The sequence below is a fragment of the Streptomyces sp. NPDC031474 genome (assembly GCF_055581185.1).
The window spans coordinates 1-25,235 of sequence record NZ_JBVIJX010000048.1 but is presented as its reverse complement, the minus strand read 5'-3'; the positions used below and the strand labels follow the sequence as shown (position 1 = coordinate 25,235).

The window sequence follows — 25,235 nt, the reverse complement described above, 5'->3', positions numbered from 1 at the left end:
CGATCACCGATCGCCTTCGAGAACGCCCTCCACCGCACACCAACTACGCTGGCACAAGCCGCATAACCCGTGTTCAGGATTCGGGGTCAAGGCCCAGGGCCGCTTCCGGAAACCCGGGTTTGGTGGATCCGATGGGTATGCGCAAGGGCCCGTGCAACGCGGGGTCCGCAGCTTGCGGCTTGTCAGACTTCGCCCTCTGGAAGGCGAACAGGGCTGGTGGCACGATGAGATGAGCCGAAACGGGGCGGGGGTGCGGTGTTGCGCAGTGGCGGGTTATCGGGCGCGGACCGGCGTCAGATCCAGACGGCGGTGCTGGGCAGCGCGGGCTCGGAAGAGCCGCTGATGTTGCCGATGGAGGCGATCGAGCTGGACGCCTTCCGCCACGGCTACGAGAGCGACACCTTCTGGTGCGGGACCCTTCTCGGCGGCTGCGGCGGCCAGTTGACCACGAAGCTTTACACCGACAGGGCCTGTTCCCTGTCAAGTCGTGCGTGTTGAGGGCTCTCAGCCCCGCTTGCCGGCCTCCCGGGGTGCACCTCGGGAGGCCCCAAACGGGCACCGCCGCCGACTTCGTGGCCGCGCAGACCAGAGCGCAGGAGGCCGTGGACGCAGAGCGAGCCCTGGAGCGGGCAGAAGAGGAGATGGCGGAGCTGGCCGCGTGGGCCGCGTTCGAGACCGTGCGCTGGGTCCTGAGAAATCTGCGCCACCGGCCGCGGCGTCACATGTCGAAAGCGACGCTGCACAGCCAGGTGCAGTTGCCCGTCGAAGAGGCAGCCAAGGCGGGCAGGTACGTCACCGCGTCCCAGCAGCAGGAGATTGACCGCTGGGTAGAGCGTGCACAACGCGCACAGTCCGGCGCGCCCGCTCCGACGGCTCCTGCAGCACGGCCTGCGGGCAAGGGCCCGGCGTCGTCGAAGCTGAACGCGAACGCGGGCACCGGAACAGCAGCGCAGGCCAACACGATCACGGTGTGGGTGTGGAAGGACCGCTACGGCGGCCTGCACGCGACCGACACGCAAACCCGCCCCGAAGCATCAGTGCGGCATGTTCCGTTGCCCACCGAGGCCGACCCGCTGCAGCGCCTCTACGGCAACCTCACTCGTATGATCGCCGCGCGGGAGGCTGCCGGTGGCCCCGTGCGCACCGGCCGGGCCTCGATGAGCGTGCGGGTATGGGAGAAGCCCAGCGGTGAACTGGCCGCCACTCTCACCCGCCGCAAGGGCTGCACCGCGGTGACGCTGACGCTGCCGGCCGAGCTGGAACTGCTGCGCGAGCTGCACGACAAGGTGGTGGCACAGATGAAGGCTCACAACGTCGCTCGACAGCCGCGGACGAGGCGCAAGAACGGCTGAGAGGAAAGAGCGGCGACTGTCGTGACGGCGATGCCGGGCCCGTTTCCACTGGAAACGGGCTCAGGCCGGCGGCTGGCTGTAAGAGCCAGCCTGATCGGAGGGCTGGTCCAGTTGCTGCTGGCGGCGGCGTTGCTCGTTGCGATGGTCCTCCACCCGCTGGGTGAACAGCTTCAGCGCCTCCTGTTCCTGTTCGGGGCCGAACTTGCGGTAGGAGCCGATCCCGAGGGTGACGGCGTTGGCTTCTTCCTCGATGGCGTCGGCGGTCTGCTGCAGGAAGTAGCTGCGCTCGCGGAACTTGTAGTAGCCGGTGAACATCGCGGCCACCGTGATGGCGAAGCTGATGAACGTCAAGGACGCGCTCTGCCAGGTCAGGTCCTTGCCGGTGTCCAGAGCGGCGATCGTGGTCGTAGAAGCCGAGCCGACCATGATGAGGGTCTGGAGGCGGTTGTGGATCGTCCGGTACTTGCGGCTGTCTGCCTCGTACTGCTCTACGAGGGTAGCGACGTCTTCCCGGTACAGGCCGCGCCGCAGGGGGAGCGGCGTGGGATGCATCGCGCCCATGATGCGCGCGGCCTGCCGGTGAAGCTCAAGGTCATCTTCTAGCTTGGCGAGGCTCTCGCCAGGGCTGCGCAGTCGTGCATCGGCGATGGCGCCGACGATGCACAGTCCGATCAAGGCAGCGCAGAGGACGCTGGGCACAAGAAGTCGGGAGGGCGTCTGCCAGTGCCACACGGTCTAGCCGATGCCGACCGCCAGCAGGAGGCCGGCGATCGACATGGTCATCCGGCGCACACGGAGCACGGAGCGCGCTCTGGCCAGCTTGCGCTCCAGCCTCGTTGTATCGATCCGTGCCTGACCCCAATCGATCATCTGCCCCAGCGCCGTCTCGGTGGGCTCTACGCCAGGTGCGTCATCGTCGTCAGCATCCGGATCACGGCTCAGGTTCTGGACGACGTACTCGTGTGCGGCCCGGATCCGGTGGGGCGCGTCGTCGTCGGGGTCTCGGGGTGCCATGCCGGGTCAGCGGGTGAACGCTTCGGTCAGGCGCACCCTGTAGCCGTCCTCTTCCATCAGCACGACGGTGACGCCGAACGGGTCGGGGTGGTCCAGTTCGATGGGGGTGAAGGAGTAGTTCACCGCGGCCTGGATCGGCGGCACCAGTTCGCCGCCGGGCTGCGGCGCGGGGGCCGGCCTCCAGTCCGGGGCGACCGATGCCGAGCCGTCGGTACTGCGGGACAGGAACTGCTCGTTGTAGGGGAACTGGTGCAGGACGTGCCCGTCGCGGGTGGCGAGCACCATGTTCAGGCAGGGAGCCGGGCCGACGATGGGCAGCTCGCAGGCGGTGGCGACGTCGTGGGTCTCCCACGTGAGGACGACCTCGTCCGCGCGGGCGGCCGCGGCGATGTTCGAAAGTTCCGCGATCCCGGTGAGTGCGTCGTGGCCGACTTTGAGGGGGCGGACCCAGATCATCCCGACCAGCTCGCCGCGCACCAGCGGCATGATGAGCGGGCGCGGGACTGCGCCCTCGCCCAGGCCGGCGGTGTACGCCTTCTTCGCCACGCTGATCAGTGCGTCCCACATCCGTGCTTCCACGGAAGCCCCCTCTGTCTGCCGGATCGATCACCGCCGACCCTGCCACTGGGATGACGCCATGTCAGCGAGATGATCAGCCAGCCGCTACGAGCAGTTGATCCTCACACACGGTGTGGCTGGGTCTCCCTGATCAGACCCCGCTGCCGGTGATGACCGTGACCAGCATGGCGTCGCCCGGACATCGACGAAGCACCGACCGCAGACCGCAGGGGCGATCATGGGCCCGCCGAAGACTAGGAGATGACCGGCAAGCAGCGCCCGCCAGAAGCCATGGATTCATGCATAAATGCGCACCGCTTCCATATCGGCGCAATCGCGGGAAATTCGTGGTCGGAATTCTTCGTTCCGGGGTGGCGAAGGGTAGCGCTCTTTGAATCGGGTGTCCGGCCTGAGGTGGCCGCCCTTATGAATAGCGAGGGACATGGCCAGCTGTGCGCCCTGCCATGCGCGGGCATGCAGGCCGGCGTGTGCCGCGGGTCGTTCCTTCGCGCGGCCCGACCGCAGCCCTTCGTCGGCGCCCTGCCGCACCGAAGGCCTTCTTTCCGAGAGGAGACCCGCGCATGTGGAACAGTCGCAGGCGCGTTGACCCGCCATGATGCAGAGCGCTTTACACGAAGTGTGGCCCCAGTACCTTGCCGGACTGCTGGTGCTAGCCACTGGTGCGGCGGCCGCGGCTGCCGCGCGCGCCCTCCGCCGACGCCGTTCGGCGCCCCGGGTCCAGGACGCTGCGGCCCGCCCAGAAGAGCCTCGCTGACCCCTGCCAGACTTCAGACCTGGATACACGCATGCCTTCTCAAGAAAATGTCGTCCGCCGGACGACAAAAAGCGTCGTCATCAGGACGACACATTCCGGTCGACCTGAAGAAATAAATCGAGCTGCGGCCTGGCTGCATTTACATACCCAGCCCGAACGTGACCCTGATGAATGGGCTGGCGAACTGGCCCTGACCGCCAGCCGCGAGTTCGCAGCAGAGGACCGAGACCTGACCGATGTGGCCGCCAAATACGACGAGCAGATCCAGCGCGTCCGCTACCGGGACCCGGACATCGACGAGACCAGCGTGCTCGCGGCCCTCCTCGTCATCCGAACCCTGCGTGACAAGCTGCTCCTGGACGAGCGGCGCCTGATCGGCGCGGCCCGCGCGCTCAACGTCACCTGGCAGCGCATCGCCGACGCCCAGGAACTCAAGAGCCGACAGGCCGCCGAACGCCGCTACCTCCAGCTGCGCGACGACCTCCACGACGTCGTTCCCGACGACCAGGAGAGGACCCAAGCCGAACGTGTGGAGGCCGCCCGAGCCCGCCGCGCCCGCCGCGCCGAGTACACCTGGGCCACCACCCACGCCGCCCCGATCATCTCCCTGGCGCTGCGCCTGGACACGGTGGACAGCCTGCAGCAGCGCGCCGACGCCTCCGAAGTCGCCCGCAAGGCCCACCAGCTCGCTAATGCGGACGCCGTCTTCGAGGGCCGGCCCGCCCCGCCACCGGTCCGCATGCCGTGGCCGGACCGGCTTCACGAGGCGGTGGACACCTACCGCACACACCACAGCGCGTTGGCCGAGTACCGGGCCCGCCCACAGCCCACCGCCCTGGGCACCGCCCTCGGGGAGGATGCCCGGCCGCCCCAGGGCCTGCTCCTGCCAGTGATGTACGACCGGCTCGTGCACGACCTGTTCGGCCTCATCGGCCACGCCCTGGACATCGACTTGCACGACCACGCTGGTCTCGCCGACGACGTCCGGGCCCTGTACGCGAAGGCTGGGGCGGCCTCGCCGCATTTGAAGGAACGAGCCCGTGCCGACTGAATGCCCAGGACCTGGTCCACAAAATGAGCGATCCGCCAAGCGGCACCCGGACACCGTCCGCGCCGCCCAGGCCGGGGAGCGCCTGTCGGTGGTGCGCCGCCACTCCGCCAGGGAAGGCGCCGCAGAGGAGGACCCTCGAGACCGTAGCCGCCGAATACGCCCGGCGTGCCGGCCCGTTCGTCCAGTACGACGGCACCTTCTACCCCTCTCCACCCGCACCACCAGCTTGACCAGATCCGTAGGGTCCCAGTCGCTGGTGACGCTTCCTGGCCGTGCGCGGCAAGTGGACTCACGGCCAGGAAGCAGGCCTCCAGCGGCTCGGTGCTGCGCTGCTACTGCCAACCCAGGTCTCGCTTGCGGAAGGTCGCGAGAGCCGTAGCGCCTCCCGAGCTGCTGCTGGATCGCTTACGCGTAGCCGGTCTCCCAGTCACTGCACGGGTCGAACCAGGTGTCCTCGACGCAGACCCGCAGCTCCACCTTTCGGCCCTCGCCGAAATTGTGATCGAAGTCCACCGGGATATCCACTTCGGACAGGCCGTTGTGCCTTCCCGATATGGGCTTGCCCGCGATCGTGGTGTATTTCCACTCCATGTACGCACGGCCGGGGTACGTTCGGTTCGACTTTTTGGTGAGGATGAAGTGGTCACCGCCGGCCCTGAAGTATGCCCTGGCGACCCACTCGCTGCCTTCGTAGAGATCGGCGTAGGCGTCATGACTTGCCAGGATGGTGGTGCTTGAAGCGGGCGCGTCCGAGTGGGCAGAGGCGGGGGCCGCGGCCAAGCCGCCGATAAGTGCTGCGGTGGCAGCACCTATCGTCAGCAGGTGGCGTGCACTCATACTTTTCCTTTCGTTCCCTGTTGCTCATCGTTTGAACGGCTCTCTGAGACCCTTGAGCCGGCATACGTATGACGTAGCTCCTGTTCCCCTCTGGGGTTCGGTGAGGACCGCTCTCGACTGACGCTTCGACACTGAACGAGGAATGAGTTGCACGGCAATGCCCGGGAGCTGTCCCGGACAGGTGACACGCTGTCTGTCCTGGTCAGAGCCCCTGTCCGAAGGTGTCCCGGACAGGGAAGCCGCAGCAATCCCGGCGCTGACCGGTAGCCGTCAAGTTGACATCTCGCCCGGGGCGGCTCACGTGGTTCTTTCGAAAGTGATTGCTTCCCCCGGGTCGTCCTGGCATTCGAGCGAAAATAGGTCCGCCCACTTCGTTGTGTCTCCTCGTGGCGATCCGATGCACAAGTCCTTCGCTGCGGAGAACTGTGCGAGGTGCAGGGGGCGCAACTGGTAGCCGTGCGGATATGTGCCGGAGGGCTCGATGCGGAACTGCTCCGCTTCCGGCAGAGCATGCTGACCGCAGTACTGAATGGAAACGGATGCTCCGTCATTGATGCCTGCATGGACAACGCCCAGGCAGCGTTTCGACTCGCCTTGATAGCCGTCAAACATGATCTTGTACGTCCCGTCGGGCCAGCGGCGCAAACTCACCGAAGTCGCCCCGTTGGCACACGACGTTGCGTAGAACTTGTCCTCGGTCGACGCCCCTTGCCTCTTCCCGGATTTCTCCCGCAGGCATCGGCCGTCGGCGGTGTGAATGCGGTAGCACCCGTTTTCCAACGGCCCCATCGATGTGGAGGTCGGGGCAGCAGAGGAGTGCGCGACGCCGGTACTGGCGCCGGACGGGACAGACTCGTCCCCGTGAGCAGCTTCGTTTCCTTGCCCCCACTCCTCGATAACACCGCCGCCACAGCCGATCCCACCAGGCAGACGCACACCAAAGCGACGGCGGACCACCTCCACCGGTGCCGTCGTCCGTTGCCGCGGCCAGCAGTGGGCTCGGGTTCGGGTTCGGGTGCAAGGCTTTGTTCCTGATCGGAAGCCGTGTTCGCCAGGCTGCTCCTGACGGCAAGCCACGCGGCTACGTCGTCGTCAGTGCCTCCGCAGGTGCGGACGAGGGAGAACACGACGGACTCCCGAGGCAGGGTCGTCCTGTTCAGTGCGCTGCTGAGAGTGCTGCGAGCAACGAATTCACCTCTGGCCTGGGATAACTGCTCGATCTCTCGGATCGTCAGCCCACTGGCCTCCCTCAAGCGTCGCATCTCCGCAACGAACTCGGTGATGCTGGCGGCGTTGGGGCGAAAGACCTGCATCCTCTTGTCCCTCCTGGCGACGAACCCAGCCGTGCAACCGCGCTCGCCTGCAACTTTTTTCTCCGCACCGAAGCCGCCATCGTAAAAAGACAATGCGGACGCCGACCCGCCGCGCCCGCCCGCCGAGTCCGGAACTGGCCACGCTGTTCGAGGTACCGAGTGCGATTCCCGATCCTCGCCAGGTACGCGGCTCCCGCTACCGGCGGGGCACGCTGCTCATGCTGCGACGTCGATGAGGTGGCCGACCACGGTCCGGTGCAACACAGGAGCACGGGGCGAGGGGCCGGACTGGGTCTGGGCGTTGGCGTTTCGCAGTGCACTGTCTATCGAATCTTGGGGGCCGCTTCACAGAGTCGGTTCACGACCACCCGGCCGTCCCGGCCCGCCTCCCAGGCCCTGGCCCCGCCTCCGCGCGGCAACCTGCCGACGGGCGAGGGCACGTAGGCCGGGGCGCGGTAGCCGGTCGTGCGGCGTCCCCTGCGGCGTGCTGCCGAGGGAGTGGAAATGAGTGGGTGGCCTGGACTGCGAGCGGCGTGACCGTCGCCAGGTGCTGCAAGCACGGCTGACTCAACCCGGAGCACGGCCTTCGGCCGTGGCAACAATCACTGGAGCCCACATGAATTCGCCTGTTCCCTGCCTCCGAAGCCACCGTTCATCAGCATGCACACGGCCGTCGTCCTCCTGGTGCGGTCGTCATCGGACTAGTCATCGGCGGGCTGACCTTCCTCTCGGACTTCTGCGCCCCGAAGCGGCCCTGGCAGGGCTGGGGCAGGCGGCCTCAGCGTGCCTGTGCTGCTCGCTGATCCGTTGACGCCGGTGCCTTGCTATCGCGCGGGCTGCCGTGCCTGACTGCCGGCCGTCGACCCGGGCACGGCAGCATCGGATCGACTGAGCCGCCAACGGCGGGCGCCACGGCGACCACCGCTGACCCACCGACGGCCTGGCACGCCGGTAGCGCGCCCCGCCGGATGGCGTGGGTGCTCCCGCCCGGGCACCCCGCCCGGTGTGGAGAAGTCCCGGTAGGGCAGCATCTGCTCAGTTGTCGCCTGCCCGTGAGGGGTCGTCATGCGCTCCACCTGCCGTGTCGCTGCGCCCGCGCTGCTGACCTGCCTGTTTCTGGCGGGCTGTTCGTCCGTCCCGCTGGGTGCGTCGGACCCGTCGTCATCCGGCGCTGCGGCGCCGGCCGCGTCTTCGTCGGGGGCCGCGGGCGGGGCCCGGTCGATCGCGGTGGGGGCCGGCCCGCAGAAGACGTACACGGTGCAGCAGCAGCCCGCGGCGGGCAGCTGCCGCTACCGGTATGAGAAGGGGGAGCCGCTCGAGGACCCCCGGTGCACGCCGGGCGCGATCTCCCCGGCCGTCACGCAGGCGAACCTGACGTCGACGATCTGCCGCAAGGGCGGCTACACCTCCGGCGTGCGACCGCCCGAGTCCGTGACGCGCAGGGAGAAGAAGCTCAACGCCGCCTCGTACGGCTACACCGGCCCCATGGGCGACGCCGAGTACGACCACCTGATCAGCCTGCAGCTCGGCGGCGACCCCAACGACCCGCGCAACCTGTCGGTGGAGCCGGCCGACCCGGGCCACAGGAAGGGCAGCGGCGTCAACAACGTGAAGGACCCGGTGGAGACGAAGCTGCACACCGCGGTCTGCTCCGGCAAGGTCACCCTCGCGCAGGCGCAGCAGGCGATCGTCACCGACTGGACCACCGCACTCGCCACGCTCGGCCTCAGCTGACCCCGGGACCGCTCGGCCGTGCCGTACGTGGTGGAGTCAGCTGCCGGCCAGGCCCCATGCATCGAGCCCGCCGTAGATATGGGCCCGTAGGCAGTGGGGGGCGCTGAAGCCTGAGGCTTCGCCGCGGTAGATGGCGATGAGCGAGTCCTTGCCCCGCCACCAGGTGTCAGCGAGTCCCTGGACTTCGGGTACTGGCTCAAATCCGTCGAGGTTCAGGTCCTCGACGGCGCTGCCTTTGATCTTCGTGATGGTCTCGGCCCAGTAGCCCGCGTGGCTGGCCAGCGCCAGGGCTTCCACCCATCCCTCTGTGCTGGCGTGCAGCGGCGTCCAGTGGTCAGCGTCGATCCCGAACTCACCTCCTGGCCCGATCATGAACCCGTGGGCCATGGAGACGCGACAGCTGCCGGCCGGGAACCGCCACCCGTTCGCGGCCGAGCCCTCAGGGGCATCGGCTTCCAGAACGCGCGGGCCGCCCTCGTACTCGGGGGCCGGGGGCAGGGCTAGACCGCCCCAGAGCTCTTGAAAGGCGACAGCCCGGTCGATCTCGGCATCCGGAATCCCTTGCTTGAGCCATACCTCCCGAACGGGCTTGAGGTCGCGGTGTGGAACACACAGCCCGTGTCCCTCGACGAAGTACCGAGCTCGCCGACTCAAGCCTTCAGGCGCCTGAGGAATCAGCGGCACTCGGGGGTCTGCCGTCACGGTTGCTGCCTCTCGTAGGGAGAGGTTGGTACGACCGGGTGCGGCGGTGCCGACGGCTGCGGAGGGCTGGACCAACGGACGGGGTCGCCGCCGGGGCCGCCGGTGAGCCAGGAACCGTCGCCCAGGGGCACCAGCTCGTACGGGTTGCTCGCCTCGACGGTGAACTCGCCGCTGAGGGTGCCCGTGCGTACGTCGACCAGGTGGTAACGGAACCACTCCTCCTCGTCCTGGCTCTCACCGCCCAGGGTGACGATGGCCGTGTCTTCGGTCAGGTAGCCGCCGCTCCATTCCACGAAGGACTCCTCCGGGTCGTACCCGAAGGCTTCGATGGGGAGGGTGAAGAGCACGTCCCCGTTGGGGTGGTCGTGGAAGGCGACGTCCGCCTGCCCGTGGTCCACGGTCATGAACTGGTGCCCGGACGGAGCCAGGTCGATCAGGCAGCGGTCCGGCCACGGGTACGTGACGAATTCCGGCTCGCTGTCCACCCCGCCCGTGCTCCGGAGAATGACGGATCCGTCCTGGCCCTCACCAATGTCGAGGTAGACGCTGCCGTCCACGGGATGCAGGTGGTGGAAGGCGCCGTGCCCGACCGTCTCCAGTTCCCGGCGGGCGACAACCACACCGCTGTCGGCGTCGTGCACGACCCACTGGTCCCCGCCCCCGCGTCCCGCCATCGCGTCCGGCCGGTAGACCCACACCGTCCGGCCGTCCAGAGACAGCGCACAGCCAGGCCGGTGGCCATGGCGTACGTCAGAGTGCGGTTCGAAGTCCGAGGCCCACATGAGGTCGCCGGCGCGCGTGAGGCAGACGACTCCGTTCAGCGTCGTGTACACGGCCCGCTCCAAATCCTGCCGGACCACCGACGCTACGACCTCCTCGCCATCCCGCGGCTGGAAAACCGCTGCGGGCTCCAGCGTCCCGTAGACGCCGGCGCCCACGACGTAGGCGTGGATCCGCCCGTCACGGAGACGCGTGATGACTTTCGGTGGCGGCTCAGGAATCATCCGCTGAGGCTAACGCCCAGCTCAGGAACCTCATGAGCCGGGGCGGTGTGGGCCCGAGTTGGGAAGTGTGACCGAGCACCGCAGTTGGCCCCACTGGACAACTCCGATGCACAACCACAGACCGGTTGCTCAGAACAAGGAGTCCCAGAAGCCCTCTTCCGGGTCAGGTTCTTCTGGGTGGAGCATGCAGCGTCTGCAGCGCAGGAGTCCTGGTTCGTTGGTGCCCGAGGCGGCGCTCATCCACGGCAGGGCCTCCATGGCGTGTGCGCGCTCGTTGTCGGCGAGGGTGTCGACGGTCCGGCGGAGCTCCTCCGGTGCGGATTGGTCGGTGAGGCAGAGCCAGCCGACCGCCGCCGACAGACGGGCTTCGGATGCCTCCGCCCGGTCGTGCCACCGTTCGCGCAGCCACCTGACAGTCGGCGGGTGCGGGTGGGCCCGAGTGATCTCGGCGGTGGCCAGGAGCAGGGCGGCACGGACCATGGCGTCGCCTTCGGTGGCGAATCCGTTGGCGAAGGCAGTCCGGATGGTGTGGGCGGGGTCGGCGGCGGTCGCCAGGGCGTAGGCGGCGTCGACGCGGACGGTGGGGTCGGAGTCTCCAAGAAGGGGCAGGAGCGCGGAGGTGGCGGTGGTGATCGCGGCTCGGGCGGCGGCCACCGACCAGCCGGCCGGGTAGCCGGTCACCTCGTAGCCGTAGCCGTCGTGGGTATCGGGGGCGTGGCGCCGGGGATCGTTGCGGTGGAGGAGGAATTCCTCGCGAGAGGCGACGCCGTGGTGCCTGGCACGGGCAGGGCCGGAGAGGACAGCGAGGGCGGCGGTGCGGTGTGGGTGGTGGGCGTTGATGGCGAGGGGGATGAGGAACGGCACGGCGAGGGCGGCGGCGGCCCGGCTGTCGTTGGCGCACAGGCCCCACAGCACATCCGTCGCGTCCACGGCCGGTTCGCCGCCAGCGCGCAGGAGGGAAACCGCCTCCCGGACGTCGTGCCCATGGGGGAAGTTACCCCACGGGACGGCATCGAAGTCCAAGCCCTGTCGGGGCTCGGGCAGGATGCTGGCCACCGCCGTCCGCACGTCGAACGGACCTCCCGAGAACGAGGCCAGGTCCGCCCCGTCCGTCACTTTCCGGCACATCGCGAACGTCGGATCGGTCCGCCAGTCCTTCACGTCGCACCCCAACCGTCGAATCCCCGGAACTTGATCATGGCTGGCCCGGCGGTCCACCGGAAGCCTCTCGGCGATGATCCGGCGGCTCGTACGGGGCTAACCATCATGCACAGGGGCCAACCGGAATGCTCAAGGGTCACCTACCGAGCTCAGTCACAGGTAGGCACAAGCTAGCTGCAACGCTCAAGGGCCAACGAGAGCACTAAGTCTCAACAACGCAGCGTTACCGAAGCAAGATCCGCCAAGTACTGCGCTCGTTGTCCTGTCCCAGATAAGTGTGGGCAGGGCGAGGCCCTGACCTGCGGTGCCTGGAGTTGTGGGGGACGGGCTCTCCGTGCCCGTCCCTGTTGGGTGTGGGCATGTGCACTTTGGGCATACGCCTCACCCGCGGCGGCGAAACCAGCGGCGACGCTCGGCCGATGTGTCCGTCAGCCCCAGTGCCGTGCCGTAGAACGCAATGCTGTCCTCGGGGCCGTTGCGGAACCGTTTGATCACGCGCTGGACGGGCCAGATGGTTGAGCCGTCGGGCAGGTGGAGGGCGATGTTCATCTCGGCATTCGGGACATCGTCGGATGTGACCCATCTGCCACCGAGGTTTTGCCGGATGGTCTCGCCGACGTAGGCACCCAGGGCAAAGAGCCTTGGCCCTAGATCTGTTGCGAGGAGTGCGCCGGTCACGGCATCGCCGTGGTCGCTGTGCTCGGCCATGAACCGCTCGACGTCCCGGAGGCTCCTGGGTGAAGTCGGCTTCGTAGCCAGAGCTGTTGAGGGCATCGGCGACCCACCGGGCGCTGGTGTGGATGTCGTCGAGGAGGGAGGGCATGACCGGGTCACCTGATCTCTGCGGGCGGCAGCTTGTGCACCAGCGTGAAGCAATGCGCTTCCGCGAGGTCAGGGAAGCGCTGTTCGAACCACACGTAGTCGGCAGCAGTCGCAGTCATGGCCGAGATCATCGCTCACGCCTCTGACATCGGCCGGAGCCAAGCAGAAGAACGGGACTGCCTACACATCGCTGGGACCGGACAACAGGACAAAGGTGTCCTGTGCCATCGAACTTTGAGCGTGTGCCATCGATTCCTAATGCCGTTTGTCAAGCCGCGTGAGCCGCTGGCGGCACGATCTCGTAGGTCCGTCCGTCGCGCAGGAGGGCCCAGAGGACGTTGACTCGGCGGCGTGCGAGGGCGAGGACGGCTTGGGTGTGGCGCTTACCCTCTGCACGTTTGCGGTCGTAGAAGCGGCGGGACTCGTCGCAGTGCCGGATGCTGAACAACGCCGAGGTGTAGAAGACCCGTTGGAGGCGGCGGTTGTATCGCTGCGGGCGCCGCAGGTTGCCGCTGATCTTTCCGGAGTCGCGGGGCACCGGGGCGACGCCGCCGAAGTCGGCGAGGCGGTTCGGGGTTGCGAAGACGGCCATGTCGCCGCCGGTGGCGGCCAGGAACTCGGCGCCGAGGATGACGCCCAGCCCGGGCATGCTGGTGATCACTTCGAAGTCGCGGTGTTCGCGAAACCGAGCCTCGATGGCCTTGTCGAGCTCGGCGACCTGCTGGTTGAGGCCCATCACCTCCTTCGCCAGTGTGCGCACCAGTTGGGCGGCCAGCTTCTCGCCGGGCAGGCTGGTGTGCTGCCGTTCGGCGGCCTGGACCGCGGTCTCGGCGAGCTGGTCAGGGCGGACGACGTGGCGGTTGCGCAGCCGGGTCTCCAGCCGCGTGGCGCCGATCCGACGGATGGCCGCGGGGGTCTGATAGCCGGTCAGGAGACCCAGCGGGCCGGTGTTGGTGAGGTCCAGGGCCCGCTCCAGGCCGGGGAAGACGCCGGTGAGCTGGGCGCGGAGGCGGTTGACGGTGCGGGTGCGGTCGGCGACCAGGTCCATGCGACGCCCGGTGGCGCGAGTGAGGATGGTCTGGTGCGTCGCACTCTCGGCAGGAGACAGGAAGTTAGTACTCCAGTGCGACATCATGATCGGGTGTTTGAATGCCTCGGCGGGGCGGCGTTATTACCCAAGGGTTGAGGTCGATCTGACGGCTGGCCATCTGCTGTCAGCGAATCCGCCTGGCCGGGTGGTGATCCCAGTGCTTGTGTGTCGGTATGGAGATCCTGGTTCTGGGTGGAACGGCATGGGTGGCCCGGGAGCTGTCGCGGCAGGCGATCGAACGCGACCATCGGGTGACCTGCCTCGCGCGTGGCGAGAGCGGAGAAGTCGCGGACGGAGCGACACTGGTCGCCGCCGACCGGCGCGACCCGTTGGCGTACGAGCCCCTACTCGACCGCGTATGGGACGCGGTCGTCGAGGTGTCATGGCAGCCGGGCTTCGTTCGTGGAGCGCTCGACGTGCTAGGCAGCAAGGCCGGGCACTGGGTGTATGTCTCGTCCGGCAACGCCTACGCCTCCCACGCCACGCTGGGGGCGGACGAGTCCGCGGCCCTGCTCGCCCCGACCGACAGGAGCGAGGTCGACCGCGAGTTGTACGGCGAGGCGAAGGTCGCCTGCGAGCAGGCGTCGACGGCCGCTGTGGCCGACCGCCTCCTCATCGCACGAGCCGGGCTCATCGGCGGCCCGGGTGATCACAGCGGGCGCTCCGGCTACTGGGTCGCCCGCGCTGCACGCGATCCGCGAGGGCCGATGCTGGTCCCTGATACACCGGCCATGCCCACCCAGGTGATCGATGTGCGGGACCTCACCTCCTGGCTGCTCGACTCCGCGGAGACGGGAACCACCGGCACGTACAACGCCGTCGGCCCGGTCGTTCCGTTCGAAGAGTGGATCGAGCTGTCTCGCGCCGCCGGCGGGCACACCGGTCCGGTGGTCACCGCCGAATCGGCGTGGCTGCTCGCCAACGGCGTGGCCCAGTACATGGGGCCCGAATCGCTGGCGATGTGGCTGGTTGAGCCGGGCTGGGAAGGATGGTCGGCCAGGGACGGGTCCGCGGCGCGCGCCGCGGGGTTGCGTCACCGGCCCCCGGCGGAGATGTTGGCCGACACGCTGCGCTGGGAACGCGAGCGGGGGCTGGACCGGGAAAGGCGCGCAGGCCTCAGCGCGCAGCGAGAGCGCGAGTTGCTCGACGCCCTCGGCTGACGGCGGTGGACCGGTCTCCCACATCCGAGCGTCTGTATAGGCGCGCCCTACGTTCTGACTTCCCGATCTCGTGGTGGGCCCGCCGAGAACCGGTACAGCCGGCCCTGAGACTTACTGGATAAGGGCGAGATGCGGAGCACCTTCGGGCTTCATCGCTTGCCGTGCGGGGGGGGGGGGGCTCCTGACCCGCGCTGCTCCACGTCGCGGCTCAATCTGGTCGAAGTTCCACCGCGCCCCCAAGGGACCCCCGCGGCTGCCCGCCGAAGAACCCGCCTCCATCCAGGCGGACGCGCGAGCCAAGGAGGCAGGCAAGCGGACGAACGCGAGCCGCTGCCGTGGATCGCGCTGTTCAGACACCGCACCACCTGGGGCATCAGGTGCCGTCGAATGTCTCTTCAGCAGCAATCACGGGAGCTCGTGCCTTTCCGGTGCGGTGTTGTCCGTACTGACCGCGGTCATGCGGTCCTCCACAGAGTGTGGTTCTGAAGCAGCTCTCCGTCGGCAGGCTCGCTCTGGTGCCGAGCCGCGTGCTGCTGAGGGGAACGTCAGCCTCGTCGGCCAGGAACTCGCCGTACTGGACATATCGTCCGCCGAGAGAAGCGGGAAGCCACCGTACGGAGATGCGGCATACCGCCACTCCACCTGAGTCCCGCCGAGCGACCAAGGCAGTTCTCAGAGGACGGAATGAGAGTGCATAGGAGTTTTGTCGTCACCTGAAGGTGTGGCGGTGCGGCGTCCCGGCCGGTCGGCGCCATGGGCATGTTGAGCTGGGCACCGTGAGCGAGCGCAAGCCCTACAAGACCGACGTGAGCGACGAGCAGTGGGCGCTGGTCGAGCCTGTGATCGCCGCGTGGAAGGCCGCGCATCCCTCGGTCAGCGGCCATCAGGGTCCGTACGCGATGCGGGAGATCGTCAACGCACTGCTCTACCAGGGCCGGACCGGTTGCCAGTGGGAGCTGCTCCCACACGACTTTCCGTCACCCGGCGCAGTGAAGTACTACTTCTACACCTGGCGTGACGACGGCATCGACCAGACCATTCACGACCTGCTGCGCTGGCAGGTGCGGGAAATGGCGCGTCGGAAGGCGGACCCGAGTCTGGTGGTGCTCGACACCCAGAGCGTGCACGCGGCGGCCGGAGTGCCCGCCGAGTCGACGGGGCGCGATGCGGCAAAAAAAGTACCGGGCCGTAAGCGCGGCCTGGCCGTTGACGTTCTGGGGCTGGTGATCGCGGTAGTCGTGGCGGCCGCGTCTGCGCACGAGAACGCCGTCGGCATCGCGCTGCTGGACAAGGTCGCCGACGACACCGACACCGTGCAGAAGGCCCTGGTCGACCAGGGTTTCAAGAACGCCGTCGTCGCGCACGGGGAGAAGGTGGGCATCGAGGTGGAGGTCGTGGAGCGCAATCCCGCGCAGAGCGGGTTCGTTCCCCAGGCCAAGCGGTGGGTCGTGGAACGCGCGTATGGGATCTTGATGCTGCACCGCAGGCTGGTGCGCGACTACGAGCATCTGCCCCGCAGTTCGGAGTCGCGGGTGTACTGGCGATGACCGCGGTGATACTGCGTTGGCTGACCGCGGCGACCGCGCCGGCCTGGCGCAACGCATGACCGGCGGGGAACTGACGCTCGGCGCGGTGCTGGCACGGCTGGAGGAGCGGGAACGCGAGATCACCGCGCAGGCCGAGACCACGCGAGAACAGATCACGCAGCTGACCACACAGCTCGACGAACTCGGCCGGGCCGCCGAAGAAGTCCGGATCACCCGCAAGACACTGCTGGGGCTGCCCGACCCGCAAGCGCCCGCGCCGCCGGCACCGAAACTGCCGGACCATCCGGCCTACGAGCAGATCATGGCGGTGTTCACCGTGGCCGACCAGCCGCTGCGTGCGCGGCAGGTGTGCGAGGCGATGGACCTGGCGGTCGCGCCCAACAACATCAACAACGTCCGCCTCAAGCTCAAGCGGCTGGCCGGCCGCGGGATCCTGGCCGAGACCGAGCCAGGCTTGTTCACTCAGCCCCGGCCGTAGTCGACCGAAGTCGCCAAGACCTGCCCGCTCGTCCCGCACGAAACGAAGAATCGAGCATCAGGTCTCATACCGCCCTCTCACAGACATCGCCCTCCGGCGAAACCAGGTGTTCTCGGCCCTGAGTGACAAGTGGTGTCAGGTTCCCACCAACAAAAACCACGCTGGGCAAGAGATTAAGTGCCTCATCTGCTGTGCTTGACTTCATGACGCCAAGTTCCACTCCCGCGCCGGACGCGCCCCGATCGCCCGCGCACCTCAGCCCGCTGCGCAAGCTCACTGCCCGTGACCGCGGTGAGGTACACCGATCCGCCACTCAGCTGGAGCTCTTCTTCGACCTGTGCTTCGTCGTGGCCATCGCCCAGGCGGGCATCGAGTTGGTGCACGCGGTCGCCGAGGGCCATGCGGGCGAGGGGATCCTCTACTACGCGCTGGTGTTCTTCGCCATCTGGTGGGCGTGGATGAACTTCACGTGGTTCGCCTCGGCCTACGACAACGACGACGTGCTCTTCCGGGTCGTCACGCTGATCCAGATCGCCGGTGTGCTGGTGCTCGCGGCTGGGGTCTCCCGGGCGTTCGAGGACCACGAGTACCGGGCGGGGGTGGCGGGCTATGTGATCATGCGGCTCGCCTCGGTGTCCCAATGGTTGCGCGTGGCCAGGTCGAGTCAGGGCAGGGAGCGCAGGGTGGCCCTGCGGTACGCCGGCGGGGTGGTGCTGTGCCAGATCGGCTGGGTCGGCCTCGTGGTCCTGCCCGAGGACACCCTGGTCGCGGTGTTCGTGGTGATGGCGGTCCTCGAGATGTGCGTGCCGGTGTACGCGGAGAAGGTCCAGCCCACGTCCTGGCACCCGCGCCACGTCGCCGAGCGGTACGGGCTGTTCACGATCATCGTGCTCGGCGAGACCATCGCGGCTGCCACGGTCGCCGTGAAGACGGGCATCGACGAGGAGGACGCGCTGGGCGAACTGCTGCCGATCGCCGCAGGCGGGCTGTTGATCATCTTCGCCGCCTGGTGGATCTACTTCGCGGTGCCGATCCACGGTCATCTGAGATCCAACAGGCAGGCGTTCCTGTGGGGTTACGGCCACTACATCGTCTTCGCCTCGGCGGCCGCGATCGGAGCGGGTCTGGAAGTGGCGGTCGAGCAGTCCGTGGGCAAGGCGCATATCTCGACGCTGTCCGCGTCGGCGGCCGTGACCCTGCCGACGGCGCTGTATCTGCTCACCGTCTGGGCACTGCACGCGCGTCACTTCAAGGTCGGCATCGCCCAGCAGCTGGTACTGCCGACCGCGGCGCTGCTGGTGAGCTGCTGCATGTTCCTGGGCGAGTGGGCGGTGCTCTCGGCCGGTCTCGTCTGCGCGCTGACGGTGGTGACCGGCGAGACACTGACGGCGCGCACGACGGGCCGGGAGCGCGAGACGGCGGTGGGAGCGCCGTTCGCCTGACCGGCCCGGTCCGGACGAGATGGGCCCCATGACAGTTGACGCTCGGTCAGATGTCGTGGGGTCGCGGGGGGCACGCGACGCGTACCGGCGAGGGTTGGCTCACCGGCACCACGGTGGTGCCGGCGCCCGAGGGCGGTGCCGTCGCCGCGGTGGACGTGCGCGGCGGCGGGCCCGGCACCAAGGAGATCGACGCGCTCGATCCGCGCAACCTGGTGCAGAAGGTCGAGGCGATCGTGCTGACCGGCGGCAGCGCGTACGGGCTCGACGCGGCGTCCGGGGTGATGGCCTGGCTGGAGGAACAGCGACGCGGGGTGCGGGTGGGGGGATCCGGCGCATGTCGTGCCGGTGGTGCCCGCCGCCTGTGTCTTCGGCCTCGGCCGCGGCGGCGACTTCCGGGCCAGGCCGGACGCGGCCACCGGACGGGCCGCGGTCGAGGCGGGCGCCGCGGTGCCGGAGGCCTGTGTGGGCGCCGGTACGGGAGCCACCGCGGGGCCGGTCAAGGGCGGGATCGGCACCGCGAGCACGGTGCTCGACTCGGGGGTCACGGTGGACGCGCTGGTGGTGGCCAACGAGGCGGGGTCGGCCGTGGAACCCGGGACCGGGGCGCTGTACGGGGAGTTGTCGCAGGGGCGGCTGAGCTGTCCGGCACAGGACGTCCACCGGGCCGCGCGTCTGCGGCTGGCCGAGATCGCGGCGAAGAACGCGCCGCCCCCGCTGGACACCACGCTCGCCGTGGTCGCCACCGACGCGGACCTGCCGAAGGCGCAGGCGCAGAAGGCCGGCACGGCGCACGACGGCATCGCGCGCGCCGTGCGGCCGGTGCATCTGCTGAACGACGGGACCACCGTGGTGACCGTCGCCGTGGCGGTGATGAGCGCCGCGCCCACGGTGGCCGTCGCCTGAAGTGCGTCACTCACAGCGTCCCCCAGGCGGTTCGTCCCAGCGGACGAGGAGGACGGGTAGCGCGGCGAACGCGGCGAACACGATGGCGGTGATCCAGCCGCGCGGGTTGTCGTTCAGCGGGATCCAGCTGGCCAGGAAAGACACGGTCCACGGCATGGTGACCGCGGTGAGGGCGGCGAACCCGGGCCAGTCGTTGTCGCGGCGGAATGCGCACGCCACGGCGATGAGCCCGGCCGCGATCCACGTCGAGGACCACAACGCCATCGGCGCCAGACACCACGGTCGCCGCCCTGCTGGCTCTCGCCGTCATCGCCGTTCGCTGGGCGCTTGGTCCGCAGACCCTCGACGTGGGATGCTCTTGTCGTGCACGAAGTGCGACCACATCGTGGTGAAGTACGGTGCGACCTCCTCCCGGCGGGTACGGCGCCCGGTCCAGGGCAGCGCGTCGCTGCCGGGGACGTGCCAGTCGATCTCCTCGGCGAACAGTTCCTGGATGCCGTCGGGGTCATGCTTTGCGAGGCGCTCCACGAACTTCTTTGCCACGGTCCGCGGGGTCTGCGTGTCGGTTGTCATCGTCCTTGTCCTTTGTCTCTCTCGCGTGCATCAGGTGTCGGTCGGGCCTCAGCCCTGGAACGGGAAGTGCGGTCGACCCCCTGGCCGGCATGGGCCGCGCGGCGCGTGCCGCCCGCCTCGCCGGTCCGGTGCCTCAGGCCCGGCCGGCCTGCGGGTTGGTGAACATGTGATTGCCCGCCACCGTGTCCTTCGCGGGCACTTCGTCCTGCAGGACGTCCCAGTGCTCCACCACCAGGCCCTCCTCGAAGCGGAAGATGTCGACCGCCATGAGGGGTGTCTCGGTGCTGCCGGAGTACCTGCCGTGGATCATGACCAGGTCTCCCTCGGCGATGATCGCTCCCGGCTCGTACCGGGTGGCGTCGGGCAGGTCCGCGATGAAGTTGCGCAGCCCGGCCCTGGCCGGCGGGATGGTCGGGCTGTGCTGGATGTAGTCGGGGTGCAGGTGCCGGTCCAGCGCGGTGAAGTCCTTCGAGCTGAACGCGGTCGTCAGGAATTCGAGGACGGCGGCCTTGTTCCGCTCCGTCTCCGTCTTCGTTCGGCTCTGAGTCATCAGTCCTCCACAGGTTTGCCGACTGACACGGCTTTGTTGACTAGCTGGACCACAATGGGAGCATGAAGTGGTCCAATCGGTCAACAAGGCGAAGAGCGTCAGGCGATGTGCCCGTGCCGGAACGAGGGTCGGATTGCCGACCATTGTGGTCCATCTGGACCACAATGAGGTATCGTGAGGTCATGGGGCGAAAACGAGGCTTCGACGAGACCACCGTGCTCGATGTTGTCCGCGACCGGTTCTGGACCACCGGATTCGACGGCACGTCCACCTATGACCTCATGGATGCGACCGGCCTGGGCAAGGGCAGCATCTACAAGGCGTTCGGCAACAAGAACGCCCTGTATGTGCGCGTCTTCTCCGACTACTGCCAGGGCATCGTCGCCCAGGCCCGCGAGGAGCTGCGGGAGGGCCCGCACGCGGTGCTCACCTCACCGATGGCCCGCCTGGAGCGCTACGTCGTCTCACTCGCCGACGCCTTCGCGACCGAGTCGCCCCGCCGGGGATGCTTCCTCACCAAGGTCACCGCGGACCGCGCCGGAGAGGACGACATGGTGGCGGGCACGGCCCGTCGCGCGTTCGAGGATCTCGCCGGCGCCCTCGCGTCCGCGATACGCGACGCCCAGGACGCGGGAGAAGTGGCCGATGGCGTCGACGCCACGGCCCTGGGATATCTGCTGCTGAGCGTGGTCAGGGGCATCGACAACATGGCCAAGGCGGGTGTCGACGCCACGACGCTCCGGCAGACGGCCCGGCAGGCGCTGGACCTGATCCCCAGGGCAGACGCACCGTACATGCGGCGCTGACATTCCCCCCTTTCGTCCGACGACGGACATGCCGTGGCGGGCATAAGCAAAATGTGCAGTTTGACTGTGGCGAAGAGTTCGCCGCCTCTCACGGGAGTCCCTATGCGTGCCATCCAGATCACCCAGTTCGGAAGGCCGGAGGACGTCGTACGCGTCGTCGATCTCCAGGAGCCGAACGCTCCCGGCGCCGGCGAGGTCAAGGTCGCGGTCGAGTTCTCACCGCTGAACCTGCACGACCTCAAGGTCGTCAGGGGCGAGCTCGGGCGGCCACCGCTCCCGCTGGTCCTCGGCAGCGAGGGTGTCGGCCGGGTTGTCGAGGCGGGCCCCGGCGTCGACACGCTCGCGGCGGGCGACCTGGTGGTTCTGCCGCTGCTCGCCGGTGCCTGGCGCGAGCGGCTGCTGCTGCCCGCCGACGGGCTGTTCCGACTGCCGGAAGGCAGCGTCGAGCAGTTCTCGATGCTGGGCATCAACCTGAGGCCCGGGGACTGGATCGTGCAGAACGCCGCGAACTCCGGCGTCGGACGTTCCCTGATCGCCCTGGCGAAGGCCCGCGGATTCCGGACGGTCAACTTCGTCCGGGACGAGTCCGTGTTCGCCGAACTGACCGCGGCCGGCGCGGACATCGTCCGCCTCGACGGCGCGACGGCGGTCGAAGAGGTTCGCAAGGCGATCGGCGATGCCCGGGTCGGGCTCGCAGTCGACTCGGTGGGCGGCGACGCTCCCGCCCGCCTGCTCGACCTGCTGTCCGAGGGCGGTGCGCTCGTCAGCTACGCCTCGGCGACCGGGCAGCCGATGTCCGTCGACGCACTGACCCTGATCGGCAAGCGCGCGACGGTACACGGATTCTTCGCCGGCCATTTCGACTACGCGACAAAGGTGCTCCCCGTCATCCGCGAGGCCGCGCCCCTGGTCGCGAGCGGAGCCCTGTTCGTTCCGCTAGGCGCCGTGTTCGACCTCGATGACATCCATACGGCGATCGAGCAGGTCGTCCGCGGCGGAAAGACCCTGCTCAAGGTGGCCCGGTCATGACGATCTCCGGAGGAACTCACACCGTCGCGGGTCCCGCGCGCACGCGAGCCGAGCCGTAGCAGGGCGTTCGAAGCGGCATCAGGGCCATTCCGCCGGGGACGATGACAAGCCGGCGCCTGGCCTGACCTGCCGGAACTCTCCAGACCACCGCGTGCACGCCGACAACGCGCGCCACGGGTTTCCAGCGTGTGGGATGTAGATCCACTGATCAATAGTGCTCACCCTCGCCAGGCAAACCGCCGCTCATTCGCGAGTTCGGTGAGGGGCAGCCCCCGCCACGAGAGAAGTATCGAGATGCCCGAACTGTCCTACGAAGTCCTCGTCTCTGACGGCGTTCTCCGGAAGATCGATCTTCAGCTGCCGAACGGCGACGGGATCGTGTCCTCGCCGATCTCATCCACCCTGATCACCGGAGAACGCGACGCGGTCCTGGTGGACCCGCCGCTGACTCACACCCAGATCGCGCAGGTCGCCGAGGGCTTGGCGCGCTCAGGGAAGCGTCTGGCGTTCGTCTACGTCACCCACGGCCACCCCGACCACTGGTTCGGCACCGCGACGCTGCTGGAACGGTTCGGCGACGCCGACAGCGTGGTGTACGCCACCGAGGGCACCATCCGGCAGATGCGCAGCCAACTGGAGAGCAAGGACAAGGGGTTCGCGAAGACCTTCCCCGGGATCCCGGAGAACACCCCGGTCCTCGCCGTGCCCGTGCCGACCGAGGGATTCCGGCTGGAGGGCCAAGTCCTCCGGGCCGTCGAGACCGGTCACACCGACACCGACGACTCCAGCGTCCTGCACGTGCCGTCGATCGGTCTCGTCGTCGCCGGGGACGTGGTCTACAACGGCGTGCACCTGATGATGCTCGAAGGCGGTGACGGCGGCCTTCAGGCGTGGCTGGACGGCATCGACCGGCTCGCCGCACTCGATCCGCGCCACGTGGTCGCCGGCCACAAGAAGGCAGACCTGCCCGACGACCCGAAGATCCTGGACGAGACCCGGCAGTACCTGCGCGACGCGATCCGGCTCCTGGCCGGCAAGCCGGAGCCGCTGGAGTTCTTCGAGGAGATGTCGAAGCTCCACGGTGACCGGCTCAACCCGGGACCCCTTTGGTACAGCGCCCTGGGCCTGCTCGCCTGAGCCACGCCGCGTCGCCACCCCGCGAAGACAGACGCATCACCTCGACGAAATACGGAGGTTGCCGACATGGCCACCCGCATGAAGATCGCGATCCTCAACGACTATCAGAACGTCGCGACGAGCCTGGCCGACTGGGCGTCGCTCGTTGCCGAGGTCGTCGTTTTCACCGAGCCGTTCGCCGACGCCGACGAGGTGGTCCGTAGCCTCGCCGGGTTCGACGTGCTCGTGGCCATGCGGGAGCGCACGCGATTCCCGGCCGAGGTCCTGGAGCGGCTGCCCGACCTTCGGCTCCTGGTCAGCACCGGCCCGGCCAATGCCGCCATCGACCTGACGGCCGCCCACAGACTCGGCATCACGGTGTGCGGGACCCGCTATGAGTCCCACCCCACCATCGAGCACACCTGGGCGCTGATCCTCGGTGCCACGAGAAACCTGGTCGTCGAGGCGGAGTCGATGCGCGCCGGCGGCTGGCAGGTATCGGTCGGCGAGGGGCTGCACGGCAGGACTCTCGGCATTCTCGGCCTCGGTCGCGTCGGCTCCGGAGTGGCACGGATCGGACAGGCCTTCGAAATGGACACCATCGCATGGAGTCGGAACCTGACCCCCGAAACCGCCGCCGAGCACGGCGTGCGGGCGGTGACGAAGGAGCGACTCTTCACCGAAAGCGATGTGCTCTCGATCCACGTACCGCTCAGCAAGCAAACACGCGGGCTGGTCGGCGCGGCGGAACTCCGGTCGATGAAGCCCTCGGCCCTCCTGGTCAACACCTCACGCGGACCGGTCGTCGACGAGGTCGCCCTGATCGACGTCCTGCGTGAGGGCGCGATCCGAGCAGCCGCCCTCGACGTGTACGACACCGAGCCGCTACCCGCGGACCACCCGTTGCGGGCGCTGCCGAACGCGCTGCTCACGGGGCACGTCGGATTCGTGAACCGCGACCTGTACGAGATTTTCTATCAGGACTCCGTCGAGGACATCGCCGCGTTCCAGGCGGGTTCTCCCGTGCGGCTGATGAAGTAGGAGCCGAAGACGACGACCCGACCGACTCACACACCGCCTCTCTCCCATGTGACGGCTCCGACGCGGTTCGTCACGGCGAACCGAATTCGGTACGCCTGCCGGCGCTTCCGCGCCGAGACCGGCACACCGCTGGTGTTCCTGCAGCATTTCCGTGGCGGCATGGATCACTGGGATCCTGCGGTGACGGACGGACTGGCCGCGAACCGTCCGGTCATTCTGTTCGACAATACAGGCGTCGCAAGCTCCAGTGGCCAGACCCCGGACACCGTGGAAGCGCAGGCTGATGACGCGGCGGCGCTCTCTGCCAGTACACGGCCTGGGAAAGGCGCTGTTCTGTCACGCCACTCCTCGGGACGATGAAGAGGTCGTTCTGGTCGACTCACGCCTCGACCGTTGGCGAGAAGTCCTCAGCGGGCTTGACACCGACAGTCGCACGGTAGTCTGCGGGCACACACACATGCCGTTCGTCCGCCTCGCCCACGGCCGACTTGTGATCAACCCCGGCAGCATCGGCATGCCCTACCGACGGGCCGGCGCCCACTGGGCGCTCCTGGGCCCCGGCGTCGAACTACGCTCCACAGCCTTCGACATCGAGGCAGCCATCACCCAGGTCACCCAGGACTCAGCAGGGATTGTTCGCCCAGCCGCGGCATAGCCGCCCGGCGGCCCTCCGAGCAGCCTGCCTACCCCAGCCGACAGGGCAATACAGACATCAAGTCACGTACCGCCCTCTCAGAAACTGGGGCTTAGAAACATGCACTGAGCTTGTTCTTTATCTACCAAGATCTTCCGGGCTTGCCGATGGCCTTGAGGGTCTCGGGGCGGCTGACGGTCTTGCCGACGTCGTAGCGGGGTGCCCGGTGATTGTTGTTGACGCCGGGTGGCCGTCCGGGGCCGGCGCCTCGAGGTTTGGGAACACGGGTCGGGCAGGCCAGGTGAGCGCGGATGTTCCTGAACCCTCGGCGGACCCGGGCGGGGGTGAGCCGGCCGGAGGCAGTTGGCTTCTCCCAGGGTCGGCGGAGGTCCTTGGCGAGGGGCCGGGCAAGCCGGAGCTGGGTGTGAGCGACGATCAGGATCCAGGTCCAGCGGTCCGCCGCCTCGGGACTACGGAGTTTCGGGGTGGTCCAGCCGAGGGTCTGCTCCGCGAAGCGGAAGGTGTGCTCCAGGTCGAAGCGGC

At 68.2% G+C, this 25,235-nt stretch carries 25 protein-coding genes and 6 pseudogenes; 15 read left to right on the top strand and 16 right to left on the bottom strand.

What is annotated here, in order from left to right:
- Positions 1 to 258: 258 nt before the first annotated feature.
- Positions 259 to 498, top strand: coding sequence for a hypothetical protein (locus tag ACZ5SK_RS46915; RefSeq protein WP_334581588.1), 240 nt, complete (start codon positions 259 to 261; stop codon positions 496 to 498).
- Between the two features lie 74 nt (positions 499 to 572).
- Positions 573 to 1,352: a hypothetical protein gene (locus ACZ5SK_RS46910; RefSeq protein WP_468577992.1), complete on the top strand. Its 780-nt coding sequence runs from the start codon at positions 573 to 575 to the stop codon at positions 1,350 to 1,352.
- Between the two features lie 60 nt (positions 1,353 to 1,412).
- Here the strand turns inward: ACZ5SK_RS46910 and ACZ5SK_RS46905 are convergent, their stop codons facing one another.
- Genes ACZ5SK_RS46905 through ACZ5SK_RS46895 form a run of 3 tightly spaced genes read right to left on the bottom strand, consistent with a single transcriptional unit; the run spans position 1,413 to position 2,933 of the window.
- Positions 1,413 to 2,027, bottom strand: a complete 615-nt coding sequence (locus tag ACZ5SK_RS46905) for a DUF4231 domain-containing protein (RefSeq protein ID WP_468577990.1) — start codon at positions 2,025 to 2,027, stop codon at positions 1,413 to 1,415.
- A 60-nt stretch (positions 2,028 to 2,087) separates the two neighbouring features.
- A complete protein-coding gene (locus ACZ5SK_RS46900; RefSeq protein WP_457496002.1) occupies positions 2,088 to 2,366 on the bottom strand; it encodes a hypothetical protein in 279 nt (92 codons plus the stop codon).
- 6 nt (positions 2,367 to 2,372) lie between these two features.
- Positions 2,373 to 2,933, bottom strand: a complete 561-nt coding sequence (locus tag ACZ5SK_RS46895) for a hypothetical protein (RefSeq protein WP_443041397.1) — start codon at positions 2,931 to 2,933, stop codon at positions 2,373 to 2,375.
- Positions 2,934 to 3,937: 1,004 nt separating this feature from the next.
- On the opposite strand from ACZ5SK_RS46895, the gene ACZ5SK_RS46890 reads away from it, so the two are divergent.
- Positions 3,938 to 4,750: a hypothetical protein gene (locus tag ACZ5SK_RS46890; RefSeq protein ID WP_457496001.1), complete on the top strand. Its 813-nt coding sequence runs from the start codon at positions 3,938 to 3,940 to the stop codon at positions 4,748 to 4,750.
- A gap of 405 nt (positions 4,751 to 5,155) precedes the next feature.
- Here the strand turns inward: ACZ5SK_RS46890 and ACZ5SK_RS46885 are convergent, their stop codons facing one another.
- The 3 genes and pseudogenes from ACZ5SK_RS46885 to ACZ5SK_RS46875 form a co-directional block, all read right to left on the bottom strand.
- A complete protein-coding gene (locus ACZ5SK_RS46885) occupies positions 5,156 to 5,587 on the bottom strand; it encodes a hypothetical protein (RefSeq protein WP_334581583.1) in 432 nt (143 codons plus the stop codon).
- Positions 5,588 to 5,884: 297 nt separating this feature from the next.
- Positions 5,885 to 6,550, bottom strand: a complete 666-nt coding sequence (locus ACZ5SK_RS46880; protein ID WP_334581582.1) for a hypothetical protein — start codon at positions 6,548 to 6,550, stop codon at positions 5,885 to 5,887.
- Between the two features lie 122 nt (positions 6,551 to 6,672).
- Positions 6,673 to 6,900, bottom strand: a pseudogene (locus tag ACZ5SK_RS46875) (helix-turn-helix domain-containing protein); the annotation flags it as partial.
- Between the two features lie 1,065 nt (positions 6,901 to 7,965).
- Here ACZ5SK_RS46875 and ACZ5SK_RS46870 point away from each other — a divergent pair.
- A complete protein-coding gene (locus tag ACZ5SK_RS46870; RefSeq protein WP_334581581.1) occupies positions 7,966 to 8,634 on the top strand; it encodes a hypothetical protein in 669 nt (222 codons plus the stop codon).
- Positions 8,635 to 8,670: 36 nt separating this feature from the next.
- Here ACZ5SK_RS46870 and ACZ5SK_RS46865 read toward each other — a convergent pair whose 3' ends face one another.
- From ACZ5SK_RS46865 to ACZ5SK_RS46840, 6 genes and pseudogenes are all read right to left on the bottom strand, one after another.
- Positions 8,671 to 9,336 carry a hypothetical protein gene (locus ACZ5SK_RS46865; protein WP_334581579.1) on the bottom strand — a complete coding sequence of 222 codons (666 nt, stop codon included), beginning with the start codon at positions 9,334 to 9,336 and terminating at the stop codon, positions 8,671 to 8,673.
- Entirely contained in the window at positions 9,333 to 10,340 is a 1,008-nt protein-coding gene (locus tag ACZ5SK_RS46860; RefSeq protein ID WP_334581578.1) for a hypothetical protein, read from the bottom strand. The genes ACZ5SK_RS46865 and ACZ5SK_RS46860 overlap by 4 nt, the downstream gene beginning before the upstream one ends.
- A 129-nt stretch (positions 10,341 to 10,469) precedes the next feature.
- Positions 10,470 to 11,501 carry a hypothetical protein gene (locus ACZ5SK_RS46855; RefSeq protein WP_468577987.1) on the bottom strand — a complete coding sequence of 344 codons (1,032 nt, stop codon included), beginning with the start codon at positions 11,499 to 11,501 and terminating at the stop codon, positions 10,470 to 10,472.
- A 381-nt stretch (positions 11,502 to 11,882) separates the two neighbouring features.
- Entirely contained in the window at positions 11,883 to 12,209 is a 327-nt protein-coding gene (locus ACZ5SK_RS46850; RefSeq protein ID WP_468577986.1) for a hypothetical protein, read from the bottom strand.
- A gap of 122 nt (positions 12,210 to 12,331) precedes the next feature.
- Entirely contained in the window at positions 12,332 to 12,442 is a 111-nt protein-coding gene (locus tag ACZ5SK_RS46845) for a DUF6461 domain-containing protein (RefSeq protein WP_334581574.1), read from the bottom strand.
- 149 nt (positions 12,443 to 12,591) lie between these two features.
- Positions 12,592 to 13,401 (bottom strand): annotated as a pseudogene (locus ACZ5SK_RS46840) (IS110 family RNA-guided transposase); the annotation flags it as partial.
- 185 nt (positions 13,402 to 13,586) lie between these two features.
- Between ACZ5SK_RS46840 and ACZ5SK_RS46835 the strand changes: the two are divergent.
- The 5 genes and pseudogenes from ACZ5SK_RS46835 to ACZ5SK_RS46815 all read left to right on the top strand — a co-directional run.
- Positions 13,587 to 14,573, top strand: a complete 987-nt coding sequence (locus ACZ5SK_RS46835; RefSeq protein WP_334581573.1) for an NAD-dependent epimerase/dehydratase family protein — start codon at positions 13,587 to 13,589, stop codon at positions 14,571 to 14,573.
- A gap of 776 nt (positions 14,574 to 15,349) precedes the next feature.
- Positions 15,350 to 16,179 (top strand): annotated as a pseudogene (locus ACZ5SK_RS46830) (IS5 family transposase).
- Positions 16,137 to 16,598, top strand: coding sequence for a hypothetical protein (locus ACZ5SK_RS46825; protein WP_334581572.1), 462 nt, complete (start codon positions 16,137 to 16,139; stop codon positions 16,596 to 16,598). The pseudogene ACZ5SK_RS46830 and the gene ACZ5SK_RS46825 overlap by 43 nt, the downstream one beginning before the upstream one ends.
- Positions 16,599 to 16,801: 203 nt before the next feature.
- Positions 16,802 to 18,040 carry a low temperature requirement protein A gene (locus ACZ5SK_RS46820; protein WP_334581571.1) on the top strand — a complete coding sequence of 413 codons (1,239 nt, stop codon included), beginning with the start codon at positions 16,802 to 16,804 and terminating at the stop codon, positions 18,038 to 18,040.
- A gap of 28 nt (positions 18,041 to 18,068) precedes the next feature.
- Positions 18,069 to 18,925 (top strand): annotated as a pseudogene (locus ACZ5SK_RS46815) (P1 family peptidase); the annotation flags it as partial.
- A 24-nt stretch (positions 18,926 to 18,949) separates the two neighbouring features.
- Here ACZ5SK_RS46815 and ACZ5SK_RS46810 read toward each other — a convergent pair.
- The 3 genes from ACZ5SK_RS46810 to ACZ5SK_RS46800 all read right to left on the bottom strand — a co-directional run bounded on the left by ACZ5SK_RS46810 (position 18,950) and on the right by ACZ5SK_RS46800 (position 20,066).
- Positions 18,950 to 19,207, bottom strand: a complete 258-nt coding sequence (locus ACZ5SK_RS46810) for a hypothetical protein (RefSeq protein WP_361480372.1) — start codon at positions 19,205 to 19,207, stop codon at positions 18,950 to 18,952.
- 42 nt (positions 19,208 to 19,249) lie between these two features.
- Positions 19,250 to 19,516, bottom strand: coding sequence for a nuclear transport factor 2 family protein (locus ACZ5SK_RS46805; RefSeq protein WP_457496010.1), 267 nt, complete (start codon positions 19,514 to 19,516; stop codon positions 19,250 to 19,252).
- A 133-nt stretch (positions 19,517 to 19,649) separates the two neighbouring features.
- The gene (locus ACZ5SK_RS46800; protein WP_468159028.1) at positions 19,650 to 20,066 is read right to left on the bottom strand and encodes a nuclear transport factor 2 family protein; all 417 of its coding nucleotides are present in this window, start codon (positions 20,064 to 20,066) and stop codon (positions 19,650 to 19,652) included.
- A gap of 182 nt (positions 20,067 to 20,248) precedes the next feature.
- Here ACZ5SK_RS46800 and ACZ5SK_RS46795 point away from each other — a divergent pair, with 182 nt between their 5' ends.
- The 6 genes and pseudogenes from ACZ5SK_RS46795 to ACZ5SK_RS46770 all read left to right on the top strand — a co-directional run.
- A complete protein-coding gene (locus ACZ5SK_RS46795; RefSeq protein WP_468577983.1) occupies positions 20,249 to 20,872 on the top strand; it encodes a TetR/AcrR family transcriptional regulator in 624 nt (207 codons plus the stop codon).
- Between the two features lie 102 nt (positions 20,873 to 20,974).
- Positions 20,975 to 21,901: a zinc-dependent alcohol dehydrogenase family protein gene (locus ACZ5SK_RS46790; RefSeq protein ID WP_468577981.1), complete on the top strand. Its 927-nt coding sequence runs from the start codon at positions 20,975 to 20,977 to the stop codon at positions 21,899 to 21,901.
- A gap of 294 nt (positions 21,902 to 22,195) precedes the next feature.
- A complete protein-coding gene (locus tag ACZ5SK_RS46785; RefSeq protein WP_468577980.1) occupies positions 22,196 to 23,038 on the top strand; it encodes an MBL fold metallo-hydrolase in 843 nt (280 codons plus the stop codon).
- Positions 23,039 to 23,104: 66 nt separating this feature from the next.
- Positions 23,105 to 24,058: a D-2-hydroxyacid dehydrogenase family protein gene (locus ACZ5SK_RS46780; protein WP_334581566.1), complete on the top strand. Its 954-nt coding sequence runs from the start codon at positions 23,105 to 23,107 to the stop codon at positions 24,056 to 24,058.
- Between the two features lie 48 nt (positions 24,059 to 24,106).
- The gene (locus ACZ5SK_RS46775) at positions 24,107 to 24,418 is read left to right on the top strand and encodes an alpha/beta fold hydrolase (RefSeq protein ID WP_334583861.1); all 312 of its coding nucleotides are present in this window, start codon (positions 24,107 to 24,109) and stop codon (positions 24,416 to 24,418) included.
- Positions 24,357 to 24,683: pseudogene (locus ACZ5SK_RS46770) on the top strand (metallophosphoesterase family protein); the annotation flags it as partial. The gene ACZ5SK_RS46775 and the pseudogene ACZ5SK_RS46770, both read left to right, overlap by 62 nt.
- Positions 24,684 to 24,834: 151 nt before the next feature.
- Here the strand turns inward: ACZ5SK_RS46770 and ACZ5SK_RS46765 are convergent.
- Positions 24,835 to 25,235: pseudogene (locus ACZ5SK_RS46765) on the bottom strand (NF041680 family putative transposase); the annotation flags it as partial.